At 62.8% G+C, this 19,871-nt stretch carries 20 protein-coding genes; 10 read left to right on the top strand and 10 right to left on the bottom strand.

Annotation, left to right across the window (positions count from 1 at the left end; genetic code table 11):
- A partial coding sequence (locus NKJ55_RS17075; RefSeq protein WP_352450910.1) for a TadE/TadG family type IV pilus assembly protein occupies window positions 1-258 on the bottom strand: 258 nt, incomplete at its 3' end.
- Window positions 168-1,523, bottom strand: a complete 1,356-nt coding sequence (locus tag NKJ55_RS17080; protein WP_352450911.1) for a pilus assembly protein TadG-related protein — start codon at window positions 1,521-1,523, stop codon at window positions 168-170. The genes NKJ55_RS17075 and NKJ55_RS17080, both read right to left, overlap by 91 nt.
- Window positions 1,524-1,686: 163 nt before the next feature.
- Between NKJ55_RS17080 and NKJ55_RS17085 the strand changes: the two genes are divergently transcribed.
- The 3 genes from NKJ55_RS17085 to NKJ55_RS17095 all read left to right on the top strand — a co-directional run bounded on the left by NKJ55_RS17085 (window position 1,687) and on the right by NKJ55_RS17095 (window position 3,737).
- Complete coding sequence (locus tag NKJ55_RS17085) at window positions 1,687-3,015, top strand: NAD(P)H-dependent oxidoreductase (protein ID WP_352450912.1); 1,329 nt, start codon at window positions 1,687-1,689, stop codon at window positions 3,013-3,015.
- A gap of 87 nt (window positions 3,016-3,102) precedes the next feature.
- Window positions 3,103-3,345, top strand: coding sequence for a type II toxin-antitoxin system VapB family antitoxin (locus NKJ55_RS17090; protein ID WP_023677427.1), 243 nt, complete (start codon window positions 3,103-3,105; stop codon window positions 3,343-3,345).
- Window positions 3,345-3,737: a type II toxin-antitoxin system VapC family toxin gene (locus tag NKJ55_RS17095; protein ID WP_352450913.1), complete on the top strand. Its 393-nt coding sequence runs from the start codon at window positions 3,345-3,347 to the stop codon at window positions 3,735-3,737. Before NKJ55_RS17090 ends, NKJ55_RS17095 begins: the two co-directional genes overlap by 1 nt.
- Window positions 3,738-3,751: 14 nt before the next feature.
- Here NKJ55_RS17095 and proC read toward each other — a convergent pair whose 3' ends face one another.
- Window positions 3,752-4,567, bottom strand: coding sequence for a pyrroline-5-carboxylate reductase (gene proC / locus NKJ55_RS17100; protein ID WP_352450914.1), 816 nt, complete (start codon window positions 4,565-4,567; stop codon window positions 3,752-3,754).
- 226 nt (window positions 4,568-4,793) lie between these two features.
- Between proC and NKJ55_RS17105 the strand changes: the two genes are divergently transcribed.
- From NKJ55_RS17105 to NKJ55_RS17125, 5 genes are all read left to right on the top strand, one after another.
- The gene (locus NKJ55_RS17105) at window positions 4,794-5,531 is read left to right on the top strand and encodes a hypothetical protein (RefSeq protein ID WP_352450915.1); all 738 of its coding nucleotides are present in this window, start codon (window positions 4,794-4,796) and stop codon (window positions 5,529-5,531) included.
- Window positions 5,532-5,567: 36 nt separating this feature from the next.
- Entirely contained in the window at window positions 5,568-5,702 is a 135-nt protein-coding gene (locus NKJ55_RS17110) for a hypothetical protein (protein ID WP_352450916.1), read from the top strand.
- A 37-nt stretch (window positions 5,703-5,739) separates the two neighbouring features.
- Window positions 5,740-6,639, top strand: a complete 900-nt coding sequence (gene folD / locus NKJ55_RS17115; protein ID WP_352450917.1) for a bifunctional methylenetetrahydrofolate dehydrogenase/methenyltetrahydrofolate cyclohydrolase FolD — start codon at window positions 5,740-5,742, stop codon at window positions 6,637-6,639.
- Window positions 6,640-6,655: 16 nt separating this feature from the next.
- On the top strand, window positions 6,656-7,654 hold the full coding sequence (locus NKJ55_RS17120) for a GlxA family transcriptional regulator (RefSeq protein ID WP_023677433.1): 999 nt from the start codon (window positions 6,656-6,658) through the stop codon (window positions 7,652-7,654).
- A gap of 112 nt (window positions 7,655-7,766) precedes the next feature.
- Complete coding sequence (locus tag NKJ55_RS17125) at window positions 7,767-9,434, top strand: vWA domain-containing protein (RefSeq protein ID WP_352450918.1); 1,668 nt, start codon at window positions 7,767-7,769, stop codon at window positions 9,432-9,434.
- Window positions 9,435-9,581: 147 nt separating this feature from the next.
- Here the strand turns inward: NKJ55_RS17125 and edd are convergent, their stop codons facing one another.
- The 3 genes from edd to zwf form a co-directional block, all read right to left on the bottom strand.
- Entirely contained in the window at window positions 9,582-11,405 is a 1,824-nt protein-coding gene (gene edd / locus NKJ55_RS17130; protein ID WP_352450919.1) for a phosphogluconate dehydratase, read from the bottom strand.
- Between the two features lie 73 nt (window positions 11,406-11,478).
- The gene (pgl, locus tag NKJ55_RS17135) at window positions 11,479-12,192 is read right to left on the bottom strand and encodes a 6-phosphogluconolactonase (RefSeq protein WP_352450920.1); all 714 of its coding nucleotides are present in this window, start codon (window positions 12,190-12,192) and stop codon (window positions 11,479-11,481) included.
- Window positions 12,174-13,643 (bottom strand): glucose-6-phosphate dehydrogenase, encoded by a 1,470-nt coding sequence (gene zwf / locus NKJ55_RS17140; RefSeq protein ID WP_352450921.1) that lies wholly within the window; start codon window positions 13,641-13,643, stop codon window positions 12,174-12,176. Before zwf ends, pgl begins: the two co-directional genes overlap by 19 nt.
- 274 nt (window positions 13,644-13,917) lie before the next feature.
- Here zwf and NKJ55_RS17145 point away from each other — a divergent pair, with 274 nt between their 5' ends.
- Entirely contained in the window at window positions 13,918-14,664 is a 747-nt protein-coding gene (locus NKJ55_RS17145; RefSeq protein WP_352450922.1) for an SDR family oxidoreductase, read from the top strand.
- A 63-nt stretch (window positions 14,665-14,727) separates the two neighbouring features.
- Here NKJ55_RS17145 and NKJ55_RS17150 read toward each other — a convergent pair whose 3' ends face one another.
- The 4 genes from NKJ55_RS17150 to NKJ55_RS17165 form a co-directional block, all read right to left on the bottom strand.
- Entirely contained in the window at window positions 14,728-15,528 is an 801-nt protein-coding gene (locus NKJ55_RS17150; RefSeq protein WP_352450923.1) for an SH3 domain-containing protein, read from the bottom strand.
- Between the two features lie 258 nt (window positions 15,529-15,786).
- A complete protein-coding gene (locus tag NKJ55_RS17155; RefSeq protein WP_352450924.1) occupies window positions 15,787-17,073 on the bottom strand; it encodes an NAD(P)/FAD-dependent oxidoreductase in 1,287 nt (428 codons plus the stop codon).
- 65 nt (window positions 17,074-17,138) lie between these two features.
- Entirely contained in the window at window positions 17,139-17,507 is a 369-nt protein-coding gene (locus NKJ55_RS17160; RefSeq protein WP_352450925.1) for a four helix bundle protein, read from the bottom strand.
- Window positions 17,508-17,540: 33 nt separating this feature from the next.
- Complete coding sequence (locus NKJ55_RS17165; RefSeq protein WP_352450926.1) at window positions 17,541-18,974, bottom strand: glutamine synthetase family protein; 1,434 nt, start codon at window positions 18,972-18,974, stop codon at window positions 17,541-17,543.
- Window positions 18,975-19,141: 167 nt separating this feature from the next.
- Here NKJ55_RS17165 and NKJ55_RS17170 point away from each other — a divergent pair, with 167 nt between their 5' ends.
- A complete protein-coding gene (locus NKJ55_RS17170; RefSeq protein WP_352450927.1) occupies window positions 19,142-19,858 on the top strand; it encodes an HAD family hydrolase in 717 nt (238 codons plus the stop codon).
- The last annotated feature ends 13 nt before the right edge of the window (window positions 19,859-19,871 follow it).

Below are 19,871 nucleotides of genomic sequence, written 5' to 3' on the forward strand. Positions count from 1 at the left end.
CGCGGTTTTGACGCCTGCACGCATCGACAATGCGCTCGAGACAAAAGACCAGCCGTCGATGATGCCAAGAAGTACCAGGCAAAGGGCGGGCAGAACCAGCGCAAACTCTACCGCGGCAACACCCGAATCACTCCGGAACATCCGGACTTGTAGCCGATCCACGAAAACTACTCGACAAGCTGAACGGTTTGCGTGGCCGGAATGTCTCGCATTCCAAGGCTCGTGCAATCCTGAATGATGTTTGCGTTGCCGGACCATTGCACGGTACTTGCGACGACCTGCGTGCAACCACCCTTGCCCGAGAAATTGCCGAGATAATTGACGCCCTGTGTTGGAAAATACAGAGCGCCGGTCAATAGCGAATCCGCCGTGCCATTAAACGTGTTGGATCCCGCCAGGTTGGCTCTGTCGCCATAGAACAGCACACCTGAATAGGTGCCCGACGTCGGTGCGCTGAGCTTGACGGTCGCCGTGCCGTTCATGCTAACGCCGGAGGTATCGGCCAGATAAATGACGACGCCCTCGCCGGAAATATTTGCATTCGAGCTCGCTTTGAAATCGCCTCCCTCAATGACGTATATCCCGGGCGAGAGGGTTACATTGCCGCTCAAGCTGAGCCCCTTGCAGTATGTTCCAGGTTGCAAGGTTGACTGATTGCCGTTTTGACAAGGGTTCGTGGCCGGCGGCGCCGGCAGGTCGGCAAAAGGATCAGCAGCGGGCAGCGCCTGAGTTATCAGGCTGGCGCAAACGGTCTTCACGACGTTGCTCAACGAAACACCGCCTGCCGATATCAGGCAATCGACATCAAGGCTTGCAGATCCCTGAAGTTTGATGGCGTCCGGAGCTATCGAATTCGACATGACGGAGCAGCCTGTCAGTTTTGTGGTCGAACTGCCGGAAAAGAGCGCCGCTTTCGAAGCGGAAGGATCGACCGTCAAAATGCAGGCTTTTGAAGCATCCGTAATAAGAGCCACCGCCCTTGCTTGTGCGCCAACTGCGTTTTGCGTGAATATCGACGTAAAGAACCGATCGAGGTTCTGATGAACGACTACCTCAACCGCCTTTTTTCCGACATTTGGACCGGCTGACGGAGGCGAGAAGACCTCTATTGTACCTGCTGACGGTCCCCAGCCGTTCGTGGTCGCTGACGCTGTCGCTGCGGAGACAATCTTTGGCGTGTCGGATCCCGAAACCTTTTCCAAAGCGCCAGCATAGGCCGCCGCATCCGCCACCGCTTGTAGCTTCAGGCTGCTGTAATACCAATAGGAAGTCTCGATACCGAGGCCCGCACCGCCGACGACAATCGGCAAAGACAGAGCAAAAATAGTAGCAACGTTGCCGCTCTCGCCGATCGGTCGCATAGCGCGGAAAAAACACTTAAAAATGCGGGCACGCCAGTCCATTTCCCTATTAAAGCAGGATTGCATAAAAGAATGACTAAGAATTTCCGTACATTTCTTGGCTGCGATCCATCCGGGCTTAACGGCCCGTTGCGCCGCTTCAATGCGGGCCTTTGGCGCCACAGGACCCTCGTTAGTCCTTCGGCCGGGTGCATGTCTTCATAGGAACAATTCTGGTTTCCGGGGTCATGCGCAAGAAAAGACCGCCGCGGCCGGTTTCGATTGGCAATGGGTTGCCGTTCCCTGCTATTCCCGCTTCAAATCAAAAAGCAGTGGACGTTCCAGTATGACCAATGTCGCCTTGACCGGGCTTGCCCGCGATCTTGCCAAGCGTGTCGCGGAAGGCCGCCCGGTGCGCATCGGCGTTATCGGTTCTGGCGAGATGGGCACCGACCTGGTGACGCAAGGCATGCTGATGCCGGGCATTTCGGTTTGCGCGATCTCGACGCGCCGCCCGCATACGGCGCGTGACGCCATCCGCATTGCTTATGGCGACCAGGCGATGGCAGCCGAAGCGGACAGCACTTCGAAGGTCAGCCAGGCGATCGAAAGCGGCAAGATCGCCGTCACCTCGAACGAAATGCTGGTCACCAATCCGCTTATCGATGTCGTCATCGATGCCACCGGCAAGCCCGGCGTCGCCGCCGATTTCGACCTGATGGCGATGCAGCACGGCAAGCACCTGGTGATGATGAATGTCGAGGCCGACGTCACCATCGGCTGCTATCTGAAGCAGCAGGCCGACCGGCTCGGCGTCGTCTATTCGGTCGGCGCCGGCGACGAGCCGTCGAGCTGCATGGAGCTGATCGAGTTCGCCTCGGCGCTCGGCTACACCATCGTCTCCGCCGGCAAGGGCAAGAACAACCCTCTCAACCACGACGCCGTTCCCGACGACTACCGCGAGGAGGCGCTGCGCCGCAACATGAATCCGCGCATGCTGGTCGAGTTCGTCGACGGCTCGAAAACCATGGTCGAGATGTGCGCCATTGCCAACGCCACCGGGCTGGTGCCCGACGTTCCCGGCATGCACGGCCCCAAGGCCGATCGCGACGAGCTGGTCAAGGTGCTGATCCCGCGCGAGCAGGGCGGCATTCTGTCGAAGAAGGGCGTCGTCGACTACACCGTCGGCAAGGGCGTGGCGCCCGGCGTCTTCGTAATCGTCGAGGCGACCCATCCGCGCATCATCGAGCGCATGGACGATCTGCATATCGGCCACGGCCCCTATTACAGCTTCTTCAGGCCCTACCATCTGACCTCGCTGGAAGTGCCGCTGACGGCGGCTCGCATCGCGCTTTACGGCAAGCCCGACATGGTGCCGCTGCCGCGGCCGGTGGCCGAGGTCTGCGCCGTGGCCAAGCGCGATCTGGCGGCAGGCGAGGTTTTCGATGCGATCGGCGAGACCTGCTACCGCTCCTGGACCATGACCGTCGAACAGGCCCGCGCCCATCGCGCCGTGCCGGTCGGTCTGCTCGAAGGCGGCAAGGTGCTGAAACCGGTGAGGAAAGGCGAATTGCTCACCGCCGACAATGCCGCGCCCGACCCGACGACCAGGCTGTTCGCCTTGCGCCGGCTGCAGGACGAGATGCTGTATGGGCGTGACGCTGTCGACCGGTGAGCTGTCGCGGTGGCCTTTGGCCGGGCCCACTGGCATTGTCATTACAACTCTCTATATTGTATTGACGATGAAGGCGGAGGCGATCACATGAATCTTCAGATCAGGGACCCGCGCGCACGCGAACTGGCGCGAGAGCTTGCTGCCAAACGCAAGATTTCGATGACCGAAGCGGTCATCGAAGCGCTTGAATCCGAGTTGAAGCGGGAGAGCGGACGCATTCCCCTGGCTGAGCGGCTTGCTGCCATTGCCAACGACTTCAAGGCCAAGGCAGGCCAAGGTGGTCGGGCTGTGACGAAGGATGAGATCGATGAGATGTGGGGCCATTCCTGATGTTCATCGACACCTCCGTGGTTGTCGCGATTCTTTCAGGCGAAGAGGATGCCGGCGAGTTGAGTAACCGCATTGAGGCAGCGCCCGCGAGAATAACTTCGGCGTTGGTGGTGCTTGAAGCGGCGATGCGGCTTTCGACGATGCTTGCCGTGCCGCCGGTTGTCGCCGGAGATGCGATAGAGGCGTTTCTTCGCGAGGCCGAAATCGAAATTGTGCCGATCGACGCCAGCGATGCCAAGCTCGCGATCCAGGCGTTTTCAGACTACGGAAAGGGGCGCGGACATCCCGCCCAGCTCAACTTAGCCGACTGCCTTTCTTATGCCTGCGCAAAAAGTCACGGCTCCGCACTGCTCTACAAGGGCAACGACTTTTCGCATACCGACCTCGTGTAATCCGCAACCGGCTGTTACTTCCCCAGCTCTATAGACCGCAGCCGCGCCGCTTCCACCGCCTCGGTGAGCAGGCGCGTCAGCCGGTCCTCGCCCATCAGTACTGCAAGGGCCGCAGCCGTGGTGCCGTTGGGGCTGGTCACCTGCTGCCTGAGCACGCCCGGCTCCTCGCCGCTTTCGGCGGCCAGCGATGCGGCGCCGTAGACCGTCTGCATGGCCAAGAGCTTGGCAGTCCCGGTCGGCAGGCCGGCTTTCTCGGCGGCCACGGTCAGCGCTTCGATGAAATGGAAGATATACGCCGGCCCCGACCCGGAGACTGCCGTCACCGCATCCATCAGGGCCTCGTCGTCGATATCGGCCACCTGCCCGCTTGCCGAAAGCAGGTCGGCGACGAAGCGTTTAGTCTCGTCGGAAACCAGCCTGTTGGAAAACACCACCATCATGCCCTTGCCGATCGCCGCCGGCGTGTTGGGCATGCAGCGCACGATCGGCGCGCGGTCGCCGAGAATACCTTCAAACGTGGCCACCGGCGTTCCGGCGGCGATGCTGAGGAAGGTGGTCCGGCCATCGTTGAAGCGGATGTAGCCAGCCGTCACGTCGCGGATCACCTGCGGCTTCACCGCAATGACGACGACGGTCGGCACGGCGTCCGCCGGGATGGCGCCGGCATCCGCGGCAGCAGCGCAGCCCAGTGCTTCGGCACGCTTGCGCAACTCGGCATTGGGCTCGACCACGAACACCACCGCCGGAGCCAGCTTGCCGGCTTTCAGCCAGCCCGAGAGCATGGCGTAGCCCATATTGCCGCAACCGGCGAGAACAAGCCTGATCGTCATCGAAAGCCTCCCATAGAGATGGCTTCCCCATAGACGTTCGCGGCAGGGCGGGGAAGCCCTGTTGGGACCGTGATCAGGCGGAAACCCCGACCTTACGGTTGGGATGCGCATGTAGTTGCGCAGCCGCGCGGCGACCAAATTAACCTTTTATTTCCTATGCCTGTTTAGCATCGCTTAACCGGTGGCGGTCGCTACGTCCCAGCCCGAGGGGAAGGCTCCAGAAACCATGGCTTATAGGAAAAATCGTGAACACTGGAGGAACGAGCAGTCCTTGCTGTCGCTCGTCGAGGCGGTGCGCGGCGAGGACGAAGCATCGCTGGTTTCGCTAGAGGACCGCGCAGGCCCGTCATGGCGCGAGGATGCCGCCACACGCCATCGTCTTGCCCGCTCGCGCCGCGAAGCGCGTGCCAGTCCGATCCTGTTGGCAGCCTCCGGCATAAGCCAGCCCGATCCTGATGAGCCAAAGGCCGGCACCATACTGATGGAAGAGGCTGCAGCTGCCGATGGGTTTTTCGACCCCGCTGGCTCCCTTGGCGGCCCCGATGCCGGTTCCGCGGATCACGCAGCATACCGGGCAGCGCCGCCTCCCGCTCAGCCGGTCGAGATCGCGCGCACCAAACGTCCTGGTCCGATCGGTGCCGTGTTGTCGGCGCTGAGCCGGCTCATGCCTGGCAGAGCGCCGGAGGAGATGGCGTCCGGTAAGATTTCCGCCGCGACAAATTCCACCGCAGCGATGCCGCCTGCGTTCGACCCGCAGCCGCTCTATGCCGGTCGGGCACTTTATCCGCAGCAACCCACGCCGCCGCATTCGGCCCGTACTCAGGCCTGGTCGAGGAAGGCAAATCAGGCCTCGGAAGCCGCCGATCAGCAAAGCCAGATCGAGGAAATCCGCGCCAGCCTGCGCGAATTCCGCGAGGTCGTTCGCGAGCTCACCGAAAACCGCACGCATCGCCGCTATTTCTGAGCGTCGAATAAAACATGCCGGTTTCGAGTTAACGGCATGGGACGGCGCATTGACGGGATTGCCCGGCTCGATTTTCGTGAAAATGCCGCGCTGCATGTCTGCCCGCAGCGCATGGTTCTGGGCAACGGCCTGCATAAAAGATATCTGGAGCGCGCCGCATGGATGTTTTAACGCGGCAGGCTTACGGGATAGGCGTCGAGGGTGGTTCATGGCTGAGTTGATTGACGGAAAAAGCGTCGCCGAAGACGTGGTGCGGCGGGTCAAGGCCCTGACCGCCGAACTGGCGGAAAAGGTCGGACGGCAGCCCGGTCTCGCCGTGGTCATCGTCGGCGAGGATCCGGCGAGCCAGGTCTATGTCGCCTCCAAATCCCGCACCGCCAAGGAATGCGGCTTCCATTCGGTTCAGCACACGCTGCCGGCCGAAACCTCCGAGCCGGACCTGTTGAAGATCATCGGCCAGCTCAACGCCGATCCGGCCATCAACGGCATCCTCGTGCAGCTTCCGCTTCCCGGCCATATCGATTCCGGCAAGATCATCCAGACCATCGCGCCGGAGAAGGATGTCGACGGCTTCCACTTCATCAATGTCGGCAAGCTCGGCACCGGCGAACTCGAGACCGCCTTCGTGCCTTGCACGCCGGCCGGCTCGATGCTGCTGATCGAACGCGTGCGCGGCAAGGACCTGTCCGGTCTCAATGCGGTCGTCGTCGGGCGTTCGAACATCGTCGGCAAACCGATGGCCAATCTTCTGCTTGCCGCCAATTGCACCGTCACCATCGCACACAGCCGGACCAGGGACCTGCCGGCGCTTGCCCGCACCGCCGATATTCTGGTCGCCGCCGTCGGCCGGTCTGAAATGGTCCGCGGCGACTGGGTCAAGCCTGGCGCCACCGTCATCGATGTCGGCATCAACCGCGTCGCCGCACCTGAAAAGGGCGAAGGCAAGACGCGCCTCGTCGGCGACGTCGCCTTTGCCGAAGCAGCGAAGGCGGCCGGCGCCATCACGCCGGTGCCTGGCGGCGTCGGACCGATGACCATTGCCATGCTGATGGCCAACACGCTAGCTTCCGCCTATCTCGCAGCCGGATTGAAACGGCCTTCCTTCTGACCAGAAAGCAGCGTCCTTGCCGAACCTCACTGTTCCCTTAGAACGGCCGGTCACCAATGATCCCGTTCAGGGCGGGCGGCAGTTCGGGTTTCTGTTGGTCGACAAGTTCTCCATGTTCTCGCTGGCCGCGGCAATCGACACGTTCCGGTCGGCCAACCGGCTGCTCGGCCGCGATTTCTATGGCTGGACTACGGTGTCGGCCGACGGCGACGCCGTCATGGCGTCCAACGGCCTGCCGCTCAAGATCGACTACGCGGTTGCCGATCTGCCGCCGGTCGATATCCTGTTCGTCTCGGTCGGGCTGACGACGGAATTTCCCGGCAAGAGCAAGGTGCTGGCAGCGCTGCGCAGTTGGGGCCGGCGCGGCAATGCGCTCGGCGCGCTTTCGGTCGGCTCCTATTTGCTTGCCGAAGCAGGCCAGCTCGATGGCTATCGCTGCACCATCCATTGGGAAAACCGCGCCGGCTTCCTCGAACGCTTTCCGGACATCAACTGCACCGGCAACGTCTTCGAGATCGACCGCAAGCGCTACACCTGCGCCGGCGGCACCACATCGATCGACCTGATGCTGGAGATCGTGCGCGGTGATTTCGGCTCGAGCCTCGCCAATGGCGTCGCCAACCAGTTCCAGCATGAGCGCATCCGCTCGGCCGGGGACCGCCAGCGCGTCGGCCCGGAACGCGACCTGACCGGCAAGTCGGAGAAGCTGCGCCGCATCGTCGAGCTGATGGCCGACCATCTCGACGAGCCGCTGTCGGCGGTGCAGCTCGCCAAGTCGGCGGGCCTGTCGGTGCGCCAGGTCGAGCGCCTGTTCCTGCGCCATCTCAGTGTGACGCCCGGGCGCTATTATATGCGGCTCAGGCTCGAGCGGGCGCGCGAATTGCTGCGCCAGACCAACATGCCGATCCTCGACGTGGCAATCGCCACCGGCTTCACCTCGCATTCCTATTTTGCCCAGAGCTACCGGCTGCAATTCGGCCGGCCGCCTTCCGAGGAACGCCGCACGGCCTATTGAGGGTTTGGCAGAGAGGCGACGCAGCTTCGTACTCCGTCCGGGCTTGTGTCGCGACCCGGCGTCAAATAGCTTTCCGGCGCCGAGCGGCGGCGACTGACGGGGGAGATTTTTGATGGCGGGATTTGTGCAGAGCGTCGCTGCGGCGGCCCTGTTGCTGTGGACGACGGGGTTCGGCTTCGCCGCCGATCGCGTCATCGTCATTCTCGATGCCTCCGGCTCGATGTGGGCGCAGATCGACGGCAAGCCCAAGCTCGAAATCGCCCGTCAATCGCTGCGGAACGTGCTGCAATCGGTCCCGGCCGAGGAGGAAATAGGCTTCATGGCCTATGGCCATCGCGAGAAGGCCAGTTGCGGCGACATCGAACTCATCGTGCCACCGCAGGCAGGCTCGGCAAGTGCGATCTCAGCCGCTGCCGACAGCTTGAAATTTCAGGGCAAGACGCCGCTGACCGCTGCGGTCAAGCAAGCGGCGGAAGCATTGAAATACACCGAGGACAAGGCGACGGTCGTTCTCATCACCGATGGCATCGAGACATGTAGCGGCGATCCTTGTGCGCTCGGCAAGGAACTAGAGGCTGCTGGCGTCGACTTCACCGTCAATGTCGTCGGCTTCGGCCTGACGGCGGCCGAGGGCAAGCAGGTCGGTTGCCTCGCCGACAACACCGGCGGCAAATATATCGAAGCGTCGGATGAAAAGGCATTGCAGGACGCCCTCGTCGAGACCGTTGCGCCTCCGCCACCCGCCCCTGAACCGACTCCCGCCCCGCAGCCTGCTCCCCAGCCGGCGCCCGCCCAGCCGGCGGAGTCCAATTTCGTGCCCACCGTCGTGCTTGCCGAGGGTGGCGATCCCGTCACCGACGGCAATGGCTGGGAGATCTACAAGGCGAATTCCGACGGCACGCGCGGCGATCTCGTCACCACCGAATATGGCACCTACAAGGGCAATCTGGAGCCGGGCGACTATATCGTCGTCGCGCGTGCCGGCGAGGCCAGGGCCGAACAGAAGATCAAGATAGAGCCTGGCCAGGTCGCCAAACCGCACTTCAACCTGAATGCCGGCACGCTGGTCATCCACCCGCGGCCAAGCGAAGGAGCGGACGTTGATGACGGCGCGGCTGTCGTAATCGGCTATCCCGGCGTCGACACCCCGCCGACCTACTACGGTGACACGAAAGTCGTGCTGCCGGCCGGTGACCAGAAGGTGACGGTCACGATCGGCCAGGGCATGGTTATCGAGACGATCCCGCTTGCCGCCGGCAGGGTCATCGACAAGGACATCATCGTCGGCGTCGGGCGTATCGTCGCCAATGCACATTATGCTGCCGGCGGCGACAAGGCCGAGGGTTCGGGCATCGGCTTCAAAGTGCTCCAGGCGAAAAAGAACGTCGACGGAACCAGGCAGGAGGTGACTTATGCCTACGGTCCGGACAGCAAGTTCGATCTGCCGCCCGGCGATTATGTAATGGTCGCGACGGTCGACCTTGCGGTGGCCGAGCAGCCGTTCAGCGTCAAGGTTGGCGACCATCAGGATCTGAAGATCGCGATGAACGCCGGCATGCTGACGATAACCGCGCCAGGGGCCTCGAAGATCGAGATATTCGAGGCCAGGAAGGCCATCGACGGAACCCGCAAGTCGGTCGGCTACGCCTACGACCAGAAGTACCAAGCCACTCTGTCGGCCGGCGACTACGCGGTGGTTTCGGAGAAATCGGACAACAGCTCGAGGGAAGGCACGGTAACGGTCAGGGCCGGCGCGCGAGCCGAGCTGACGGTTCAGTAGATCTAATGCATGTCGCGCAAAAGTGTGCAGCGGTTTTGCGATAACGACATGCATAAAAACAAGATCCTAAAAGCGCGTCGCGTGAGGCCGATCGAACGCCACGCGCTTTAGGAGAGCGGCCACCAGCCGCTCTTCCATGTCGAAAAGTCACGCCGTACCGAAGGCGCTGGCGCCATGGTCGGCGCGTCCCACCAGCTGCCGGAACCCGGCGAAAAGCTCGCGGCCGAAGCCGAATTCATTGCCTATGAGATCGCTGTCCGCGGGGCGGCGCAGTGCGAAATCGCCGGCTGGCACCAGTACCTCCAGCGTCCCGGCCTCGGCGTCGAGCCTGATGATATCGCCGTCATGGATCCTGGCGATAGGCCCGTCCTCCGCCGCTTCCGGCGTCACGTGGATCGCCGCTGGCACCTTGCCTGAAGCGCCCGACATGCGGCCGTCGGTGACCAACGCCACATGCTGGCCGCGGTCCTGCAAGATGCCGAGCACGGTGGTCAGCCTGTGCAATTCCGGCATGCCGTTGGCCTTCGGTCCCTGGAACCGAATGACGGCGATGAAGTCGCCGGTCAGCGACCCCGCCTTGAACGCCTCGTTCAGGCCTTGCTGGCTGTCGAACACCTTGGCCGGCGCCTCGATGACGCGCCGCTCCGGCTTGACCGCCGATGTCTTGATGACGGCGTGGCCGAGATTGCCCGAAAGCACTTTCAGACCGCCGCTCGGCTGGAACGCCTTCTTGAACGGCGCCAGCACCTTCTCGTCCCCGCTCTCGCGCGGCGAAGCCTCGCGCACGACGCCGCCGTCGGCGCCGAGCCTGGCCTCGACCGCGTAGGGGCGCAGCCCTTCGCCCCACACCGTCTGCACATCCTCGTGCAGGATGCCTGCGTCGAGCAGTTCGCGGATCAGGAAGCCGAGCCCGCCGGCGGCGTGGAAGTGGTTCACATCGGCAAGGCCGTTCGGATAGACTCGCGCCAGCAGCGGCACGGCTTCCGAGATGTCGGAAATATCCTGCCAGGTAATGGCGATGCCGGCCGCCGCTGCCATGGCGATCAGGTGGATGGTGTGGTTGGTCGAACCGCCGGTGGCGTGCAGGCCGACGATGCCGTTGACGATCGAGCGCTCGTCGATCATCCGCCCGACCGGCGTGTAGGCGTTGCCGAGCGCGGTGATCGCCAGCGCCCGCTTCGTCGCTTCCCTGGTCAGCGCGTCGCGTAACGGCGTGCCGGGATTGACGAAGGAAGCGCCAGGCGTGTGCAGGCCCATGATCTCCATCAGCATCTGGTTGGAATTGGCGGTACCGTAGAAAGTGCAGGTTCCCGGCCCGTGATAGGATTTTGATTCGGCTTCGAGCAGTTCGGCCCGTCCCGCCTTGCCCTCGGCATAGAGCTGGCGGATCTTGGCTTTTTCGTCGTTCGGAATGCCGGTCGTCATCGGCCCGGCCGGGATGAAGAGCGCCGGCAGATGGCCGAAGGTCAGCGCCGCGATCACCAACCCCGGCACGATCTTGTCGCAGACGCCGAGATAGACGGCGGCATCGAACATGTTGTGCGACAGGCCGATTGCCGCGGCCATGGCGATCACGTCGCGCGAGAACAGCGACAGCTCCATTCCGGGCTGGCCCTGGGTGACGCCGTCGCACATCGCCGGCACGCCGCCGGCCACCTGGGCGATGCCGCCGGCCTCGCGCGCCGCGTCCTTGATCAGCCTCGGAAACGTCTCGAAAGGCTGATGTGCCGACAGCATGTCGTTATAGGAGGTGATGATACCGAGGTTCGGCACCCGGTCGCCGCCAAGCGCCACCTTTTCAGAAGGGCTGCAGACGGCAAAGCCGTGGGCCAGGTTGCCGCAGGACAGCACGGCCCGGTTGGCGGTGCGGTTCGAGGCTTCGGCGATGCGGCCGAGATAGGCCTCGCGACCGGGCTTGGAGCGCTCACGGATGCGCTGGGTGATGGCTTCGATATCGCGTCTTGCGGTCATGGCGGTCGGTCCTTTCAGGCGAGGTCCCGCAAACACCTTCCGGCTGTTGCCGGGACCTGCAGCCAAGTTGAGATCAGGGTGCCCAGAAAACCTCTACGGGCTTTTGAGTGGCATCGAGCACGGCGCGAATGGGCTTTCGTGTTCCAGTTCCAAGCGCGGCCTCGAATGCGCTGCGTTTTTCCGCGCCCTCGATATGCAGCGCGATGAAGGCGGCATTGATGATCCGCCCCAGTGACAGCGTCAGCCGTGGCTCGCCGGCGCTTGCCGCGTGAACCGGAAGCACGATCCTTTGCGACGACGGATCGAGCAATCTTGCCAGGTTGTCGGCATCCGGAAAGAACGAGGCGGTGTGGCCATCAGTTCCCATGCCGAGCACAACGACGTCGAGTGGCCAGGGCAGCACTTGCAGCGCCTCACTGTCGGAGACCGCTGCACCCTCGATACTTGCCGCGGCGTGGTAGAGCGGCACGAAATTCGCGGCGGCGGCCGCGTTCTGCAGCAGGTTGGCGGCAACCAGGCCGGCATTGGAGCGCGGCGATGAGGGCGGCACGAAGCGCTCGTCGACCAATGTTATCGTCACCTTTTCCCAGGCGATCGGAACGGTCGAAAGCGCCGCGAAGAATTTCGCCGGCGTCGTGCCGCCCGAGACCGCAAGCAGCGCCGTGCCGCGCTCGGCGATCGCCTTTGACAGACGGCCGGCGACGTGGCCGGCAAGCGCTGTCGCCAACTCCTGGCGTCCGGCAAATTCGTGCCAGTTGTAGGCGCCGCCTAGTTGCTCTCGTGCCATGTCCGCCCGTCGCGTTCGATCAGCGCAATCGAGGCCGAGGGGCCCCATGTGCCGGCGGTGTAGCCTTGCGCCTCTTGCCTGCCGCTCTCCCAGGCGTCCTGGATCGGGTCGATCCATTTCCACGCCGCCTCGACCTCGTCGCGGCGCATGAACAGCGTCTGGTTGCCACGGATGACGTCCATGATCAGCCGCTCATAGGCATCGGGGGCGCGGCCGTCGAAGGATTGCGCAAAACTCATGTCGAGCGGAATCTGGCGCAGTCGCATGCCGCCCGGCCCCGGGTCCTTGATCATGATGAACTGCTTGACGCCCTCGTCGGGCTGCAGCCTGATGACCAGCTGGTTGGCGGAAATCGGCCCGGCGCTCTCGCCGAAGATCGAATGCGGGATCGGCTTGAATTCGATGACGATCTCCGAAACGCGGGTCGCCAGCCGCTTGCCGGTTCGGAGGTAGAACGGCACGCCCGCCCAGCGCCAGTTGCCGATCTCGGCCTTGAGCGCAACGAAAGTCTCGGTGTTGCTGTTCTTGCCGAGTTCCTCGACATAGCCTTTCACCGGCCCGCCGGCCGAGGCGCCGGCACGATATTGCCCGCGCACCGTGTGCTTCGGCGCTTCGTTGCCGTTGATGCGCTTCAGCGCCCGCAGCACCTTCAGCTTTTCGTCACGGACGGCATCGGCGTCCATCGACGACGGCGCCTCCATCGCGACCAGGCAGAGCAGCTGCAGCATGTGGTTCTGCACCATGTCGCGCAATGCGCCGGCCTTGTCGTAATAGGTGACGCGGTCTTCCAGGCCGACCGTCTCGGCCACGGTGATCTGCACATGATCGACATTGGCGGAATTCCAAAGCGGCTCGTAGAGCGCGTTGGCAAAGCGCAGCGCCATCAAATTCTGGACCGTCTCCTTGCCGAGATAGTGGTCGATGCGGAAAATCTGGCTTTCATGGAAGTCGTCGCCGACCAGGTCGTTGAGCGCGCGCGCCGAAGCGAGATCGCGGCCGATCGGCTTTTCCAGCACGATGCGCGAATTCGGCGTGATCAGCCCGTGCTCCTTCAGCTTGTGCGAGATGTCGCCGAACAGCGCCGGCGCCACAGCCAGATAGAAAGCGCGGATGTGTTCGCTGTCGCCGATCGCCTTCTTCAGCCTGTCGAAGCCGGCACCTGTGGTTGCATCTGCCGGGACATAGGAGAGCCGCGCGAGGAACGTCTTCAGTTCCGTGGCGTCGATATCCTCCGGTTTCACATGATCGGCAATCGCCTGCCAGGCGAACGACTGGAATTCCTCGTCGGTCATCTTCGAACGTGATGTGCCGATGATGCGCGTCGGCTCGGAAAACTGGTGGTCGCGCTGCCGGTGGTACAGCGACGGCAGAAGCTTACGTTCCGACAGGTCGCCGGTGCCGCCGAAAATGATGAAGTCGAAAGGGTCGACGGGAATGATCTGGCTGGTCATGGTCTGTCCGCTGTGACGCCGGTCGCGATAACGCGGCTGATATAATCTAATCGATTTAAACTTGCCAGTGCCATTGCGTCACATCCGCGTGTGCTCTTGACACCGGCGCTGGCCGGAGGCTTGTCGGCAAGCGATGCTTCCGGCAGCGTTCGCAGGTGCAGCATAGAGCGGGATCAAGGCGAAAGCCAAAGCAGAAATCGGCAATGGGCACACATCTTTCGATGGCCATGGCCAAACGCGTTTGCGATCGTCTTCAACGATGAGTGAGAAAAGCATGCGCCTCAAAAACAAGATCGCCATCATCACCGGCGCTGCCTCGGGTTTTGGCGAGGGCATGGCCAGGCGCTTTGCCGAGGAAGGCGCGCGCGTAGTCGTCGCCGATCTGAACGCCAAGGGCGCAGAGCGCGTTGCCGGCGAGATCGGCGAAAAGGCGATCTGGACCCAGACCGACGTCTCGCTGCGGTCCGAATTGGACGACATGGTCCATGCTGCAATGAGCGCCTTCGGCCGCATCGACATCATGGTCAACAACGCCGGTTATACCCATCGCAACGGTGACATGCTGGAAGTCGACGAGGCGACCTTCGACCTGATCACGTCAGTCAACATGAAGGCGATCTACCACGCAGCGCTTGCCGTGGTACCGGTGATGGAGCGGCAAGGCGGTGGCGTCATCCTGACGACGGCCTCCACGGCCGGTATCAGACCGCGGCCCGGCCTCACTTGGTACAATGCATCGAAGGGCTGGGCGATCACCGCGACCAAATCGATGGCGGTGGAACTCGCGCCGAAGAACATCCGCGTCAACTGCCTCTGCCCAGTTGCCGGCGAGACCGGCATGCTCGCGAAATTCATGGGCGCCGACACACCCGAGATCCGCGAGAAGTTCCGCGCGTCGATCCCGCTCGGCCGGCTTTCGACGCCGCTCGACATAGCCAATGCCGCGCTTTGGCTCGCTTCGGACGAGGCGGCTTTCATCACCGGCGTGGCGCTGGAAGTCGACGGCGGGCGTTGTATTTGAACGGTCCGGTTATCCGGCGGAGGACCGGCTGATGGCGAGCGACCCGCAATCGCTCTGCCGGCCCTACGCCCCGGTTTTGACGTAGCTCTTATAGATCCAGCCGCGCTTGCCGTTGTAGACGATCTGGCACCATTGCTTGCAGCTCATCACTTGCACCGATGTCTTGGCCGGCACGGTGAGAATGGCGGCCGCATTCTTTTTTGGGCCGGTGCGCATGGTGACGGATCTCAGGATGCGTCCGGTACCGGCAGTATTGGCTTTTCCGGATTTTGCCTTGGTGCTGTTGTCGTCTTCGCTCGCGGTCTGCGTCGGCAGTTGCGGCTTGGGCGTGGGGATGGCGGCGGTCTGCGCGCCATCGGGCCCGCTGTTTTTCGTTGAGCTGCCGGGAGCCGCGACCTTGGCAAACAATGCCGCAGCGTCGGGTTTTGCTGCCGGGTCGGCGAATGCCACCGAAGCAGACGATTTTTCGGTCGCCTGCTCGGTCTGGCTTGCCAGCTGGTCGGATGCTGCCGTGGCGGCGGCCGATGCCGTCTTTGGCCCCGTCCAGCGCGGATCATTGGGAGCCAGCGCTGGTATCTCGGCTTCCGCTGCGGCCACCGCTGGGGAAACCGCATCTGCCTTGCCCGTCGTCCGCGGCGCCGCAGCAACCTTGGCAGGCATGATCTTCGTCGTCTTGACCGGGATGGTCGGAACGATCTGCTCAGGACTTGCGGCCGCTTGTCGCTCATTTGCCGGCAATGCCAGCCACAGTGCCACCGCGGCAACGCCGAGCAGTGCGGCCGTGCCAAGCGCGGCTATCACCAGATGCGCGTTCGACCGGACCCCGTGCCAGAACGTCGGCCGCATATCGTAACCGAATTGCATCGCAAGGCGCCGTCGTTCCGGCGCGCCGAAACTGAAGGGCTCTCTCACACTTGCCACCTCCATTTGCGGGCCGATGTTCTTACGACCCATGCCGGAGAGCCGGCATTTCGATCGGCATCGGTCCCAACCAAAAGCGGGCAGGCCCGCAAAAATTCCCCGTTCAGCTGCCCACGAGCATCATCTTTCGCCCGCGATTGTGGCATCACTGCGCCCTTGGCGGGAATTCTGCGTCCTCGTTAAGGATTCTGCAACGTCTGGTCAAATCCTGTCCCGCAACGCGTACCAGTTGAGCGCAAGAAAGAGCAGTGGCGCGCGCAAACGCCGGCCGCCGGGGAAGGGTGGAATTTTCAGGTCCTCGATCAGCTTCAGCCGGTCGCGGTTGCCGGCGACCGTCTCGGCATAAACCTTGCCGAAAAAGTTCGACAGCATGACGCCGTGGCCGGAATAACCGCCGATCGAGGTCACATTGGGCATCACTTCGCGCACGAACGGCTTTCTCGGCACGGTGATGCCGACATAGCCGCCCCAGCCATGCGTGATCTCAACGTCCTTCAGTGCCGGATAGATTTCGGCGATCTGCCGGCGGATGTGGATGTGGATGTCCTTGGGATCATTGACCGCATAGATCTCGCGCCCGCCAAACAGCAGCCGCCCATCCTTCGATTTGCGGAAATAGCGCACGACGAAGCGCGAATCGTCGACCGCCTCGCCACCCGGCAGTACTTTGGAATCGGCTCCTAGCGGTACCGTCGCGCCGATGAAGGAGCCGATCGGCATAATATGCGCGGCACTCACCGGTTCGAGCGTGCCCCCATAGGCGTTGACCCCGATCAGGCATTTAGCGGCGGTGATCGTGCCCTTCGGCGTCACAACCCTCACCTTGCCGCCGCCGGAGGTGATGCCGGTCGACGGCGTCTGCTCGAAAAGCTTTGCGCCGGCCTCTGCCGCGACTTTCGCGGTGCCGATCACCAGCTTCAGCGGATGGACATGGCCGGTGCCGGTGTCGCGGGTGCCGCCGAAATAATGCGTCGAGCCGAGCCGCTCGGCAGTCTCCGCGGCATCCATGAATGAGATGTGCGGATAACCGAACCGGTTTGCCATGATCTCGGCATGCGCCTTGTAGTCGTCGACATAGCGCTTCTTGTGCGCCACCGACATCTGGCCGGGCATATAGTCGATCTCGATCTGGTGCATCGCGGCAAAGTCGAGCAGGTGCGCCTTGGCCTCTTCGGCAAGGTCGAACAGCGCCTTGGCGCGGGAAAAGCCGTATTCCGCTTCCAGTTCCTCTGCCCAGGCCCGTTGTCCGGTGCCGAGCTGGCCACCATTGCGGCCCGATGCGCCGTCACCGAAACGATGCGTTTCGATAAGTACGACATCCGCGCCTGTCTTGGCGAGATGAGCCGCCGCCGACAGACCGGTAAAGCCGCCGCCGACAATCACCACATCGCATGTCCGGTCGCCGTCGAGCGCCGGATATTCTGGCCTTGGCCCGGCCGTGTCTTCGTACCAGGAGCGGCCGGGGGAGATTGGGGATTGGTAGGTCATGATGCTCGGCTAGGGGAGTAGGGGAGTAGGGGAGTAGGGGAGTAGGGGAGTAGGGGAGTAGGGAGCTAGTCGGGTGACCGTTTGCGGATCAGGAGGCGAAGAAGCTTCCCAACGCTTTCGGTACTCGCCAACAATGAAGCCGCCGTCGCCTTCGGCGCGATGCAGGTACGCTCGGCGATCAGAAGCTGAGTTTCCAGTTCCTTCAATGATCCTTGAGCGATACGGAGAAATTGTTGATAGGAACCTCGGATCTCTCTGCCATATCCCTCCGCAATGTTCGATGGCACCGAGCTTGCAGCGCGCCGCACTTGGCTGGTGAGTCCATAAAGTTCTTCCTTGGGCCATGATTTCGTCGCGCCGTAAACGGCCACAGCAAGGTCCATTGCCTGCTGCCAGACTATCAAATCCTCGTAGGAACCCGTTTTCTCAGCCATTCGTCCCTACTCCCCTACTCCCCTACTCCCCTACTACACATTCAGCAGCAAATACTCCCTCTCCCACGGGCTGATCACTTCCATGAAGGTCTCGAATTCCGCTCGCTTGATCGCCGCATAGGTGGCGGCAAATGACTTGCCGAGCAGGGCGCAGAGTTCCTCGTCGGCCTCGAACAGGTCGACGGCTTCGAGCAGGCTGCGCGGCAGGTCGATCTGGTCCTCGTTGGCGGTCGTCAGAACCGGCGGCTCGGCCTGGATCTTGTTGGTCATGCCGATCAGCCCGCAGGCGAGCGATGCCGCCATCGCCAGATAGGGGTTGGCGTCAGAGGAGGGAATGCGGTTTTCGACGCGCCGCGCCGCCGGGTCGGAGCGGGGCACGCGGAAGGCCGTGGTGCGGTTGTCGTAGCCCCATTTGTTGTTGACCGGCGCCGAGGCCGACTGCGTCAGCCGCCGGTAGGAATTGACGTAGGGCGCAAACATCACCAGCGCGTTCGGCACATGTTTCTGCATGCCGCCGATGAAATGGAAGAAGGCCTCGGTCTCCGAGCCGTCCTCTGCCGAAAAGACGTTCTTGCCGGTCTTCTTGTCGATGATCGACTGATGGATATGCATGGCCGAACCGGGCTGCCCCTGGATCGGCTTGGCCATGAATGTGGCGTAGATTTCGTGCTTGAGCGCCGCCTCGCGGATGGTGCGCTTGAACATGAACACCTGGTCGGCGAGTTCGATCGGATCGCCGTGACGCAGATTGATTTCGAGCTGGCCGGCGCCCTCCTCGTGGATCAGCGTGTCGATCTCCAGGCCCTGGCTTTCGGAGAAATGGTAGATGTCGTCGATCAGTTCGTCGAATTCGTTGACCCCGGCGATCGAATAGCCGGCACCGCCGCCGATCGGCCGTCCCGATCGACCTACCGGCGGGGTCAGCGGATAGTCCGGATCGGGGTTCTTGCGCACCAGGTAGAACTCGATCTCGGGTGCCACGACCGGCCTCAGCCCACGCTTGTCATAGGCGGCAAGCACGCGCTTCAGCACGTTGCGCGGCGTGAACTCGACCGAGCGGCCGTCCTGGTGGACGAGGTCGCAGATAACCGCCGCGGTAGGGTCCTCCTCCCACGGCACCACCGTCAGCGTCGAGAGGTCAGGCATCAGCTTGAGGTCGCCGTCGTCCTCCGGATAATGGAAGCCGTTGCCGTCCTCCGGATAGCCGCCGGAAATCGTTGTCATGAACACCGCCGAAGGCAGCGCCAGCGAGGTGTTGGAGGTGAACTTCTTCGACGGCATCATCTTGCCGCGCGCAACCCCGGCCTGGTCGGGTGTGATGCATTCGATATCTTCGATGCCGCGCCATTCCAGCCAGGCGCTGACTTCCTTCCAGTTCTTGACGCCACGTTGGTTTTTCACGAAGGCAGGTGTGCGGGCGCGTCCTCCGCGGCTCGACGGACGGACTTCCTTTTTTGCAGGCGGCATCAATCACCAGATTTGTTGCAGATTGTGGAGTATAGCCGTTGCCGACGACGAAAGGAAAGGGGAGCCGGCTGGCGTCCGCCTCGATAACCGGGGGAACACAACGACTTCCGGATAAAACCCTCATGGTTTAGGGTCGGCATCCCGCAACGCTGCAATTAATGGGCCGCATGCAACACAGCCGCAAACTGACGACGATCGGCTTCGACGCCGATGACACGCTGTGGCAGAACGAACAGTTCTTCCGCGTGACCGAGCAGCGCTTTGCCGCACTGCTCGCCGATCACGCCGAGGAGGACCGGATTTCAGCAAGATTGCTGGAGGCCGAGAAGCGCAACCTCGCGGTCTACGGCTTCGGCATCAAGGGGTTCACGCTGTCGATGATCGAGACGGCGATCGACGTCACCAACGGCCAGGTGCGGGCCTCGACTATCGCCGAAATTCTCGCCGCGGGCCGCGAGATGCTCAGCCATCCGATCGAGCCGCTTCCGCATGCGCGCGAAACCGTGGAAAAGCTGGCCGGCGCCTACCGCCTGGTGCTGATCACCAAGGGCGACCTGTTCGACCAGGAACGCAAGCTCGCGCAATCCGGGCTGGGCGAGCTGTTTGATGCCGTCGAGATCGTCAGCGACAAGAGCGCGGCCACCTATAGCCGCATCTTCAGCCGCCACGGCGACGGCCCGGAAAAGGGCATGATGGTCGGCAACTCGCTCAAATCGGACGTCGTGCCGGCCATCGAAGCCGGCAGTTGGGGCATCCACGTTCCGCATGATCTGACCTGGGTGCTGGAACATGTCGAGCCGCCGGTCTCGGCACCACGCTTTCGCCAGATAGCCAATCTCGGTGAACTGCCGGGCTTGATCGAGCGTATCGGCGAGATTGATTGATCAGGTCGGCAGC

It is taken from the genome of Mesorhizobium sp. M0106, from assembly GCF_040322715.1.
Taxonomy (GTDB): domain Bacteria; phylum Pseudomonadota; class Alphaproteobacteria; order Rhizobiales; family Rhizobiaceae; genus Mesorhizobium.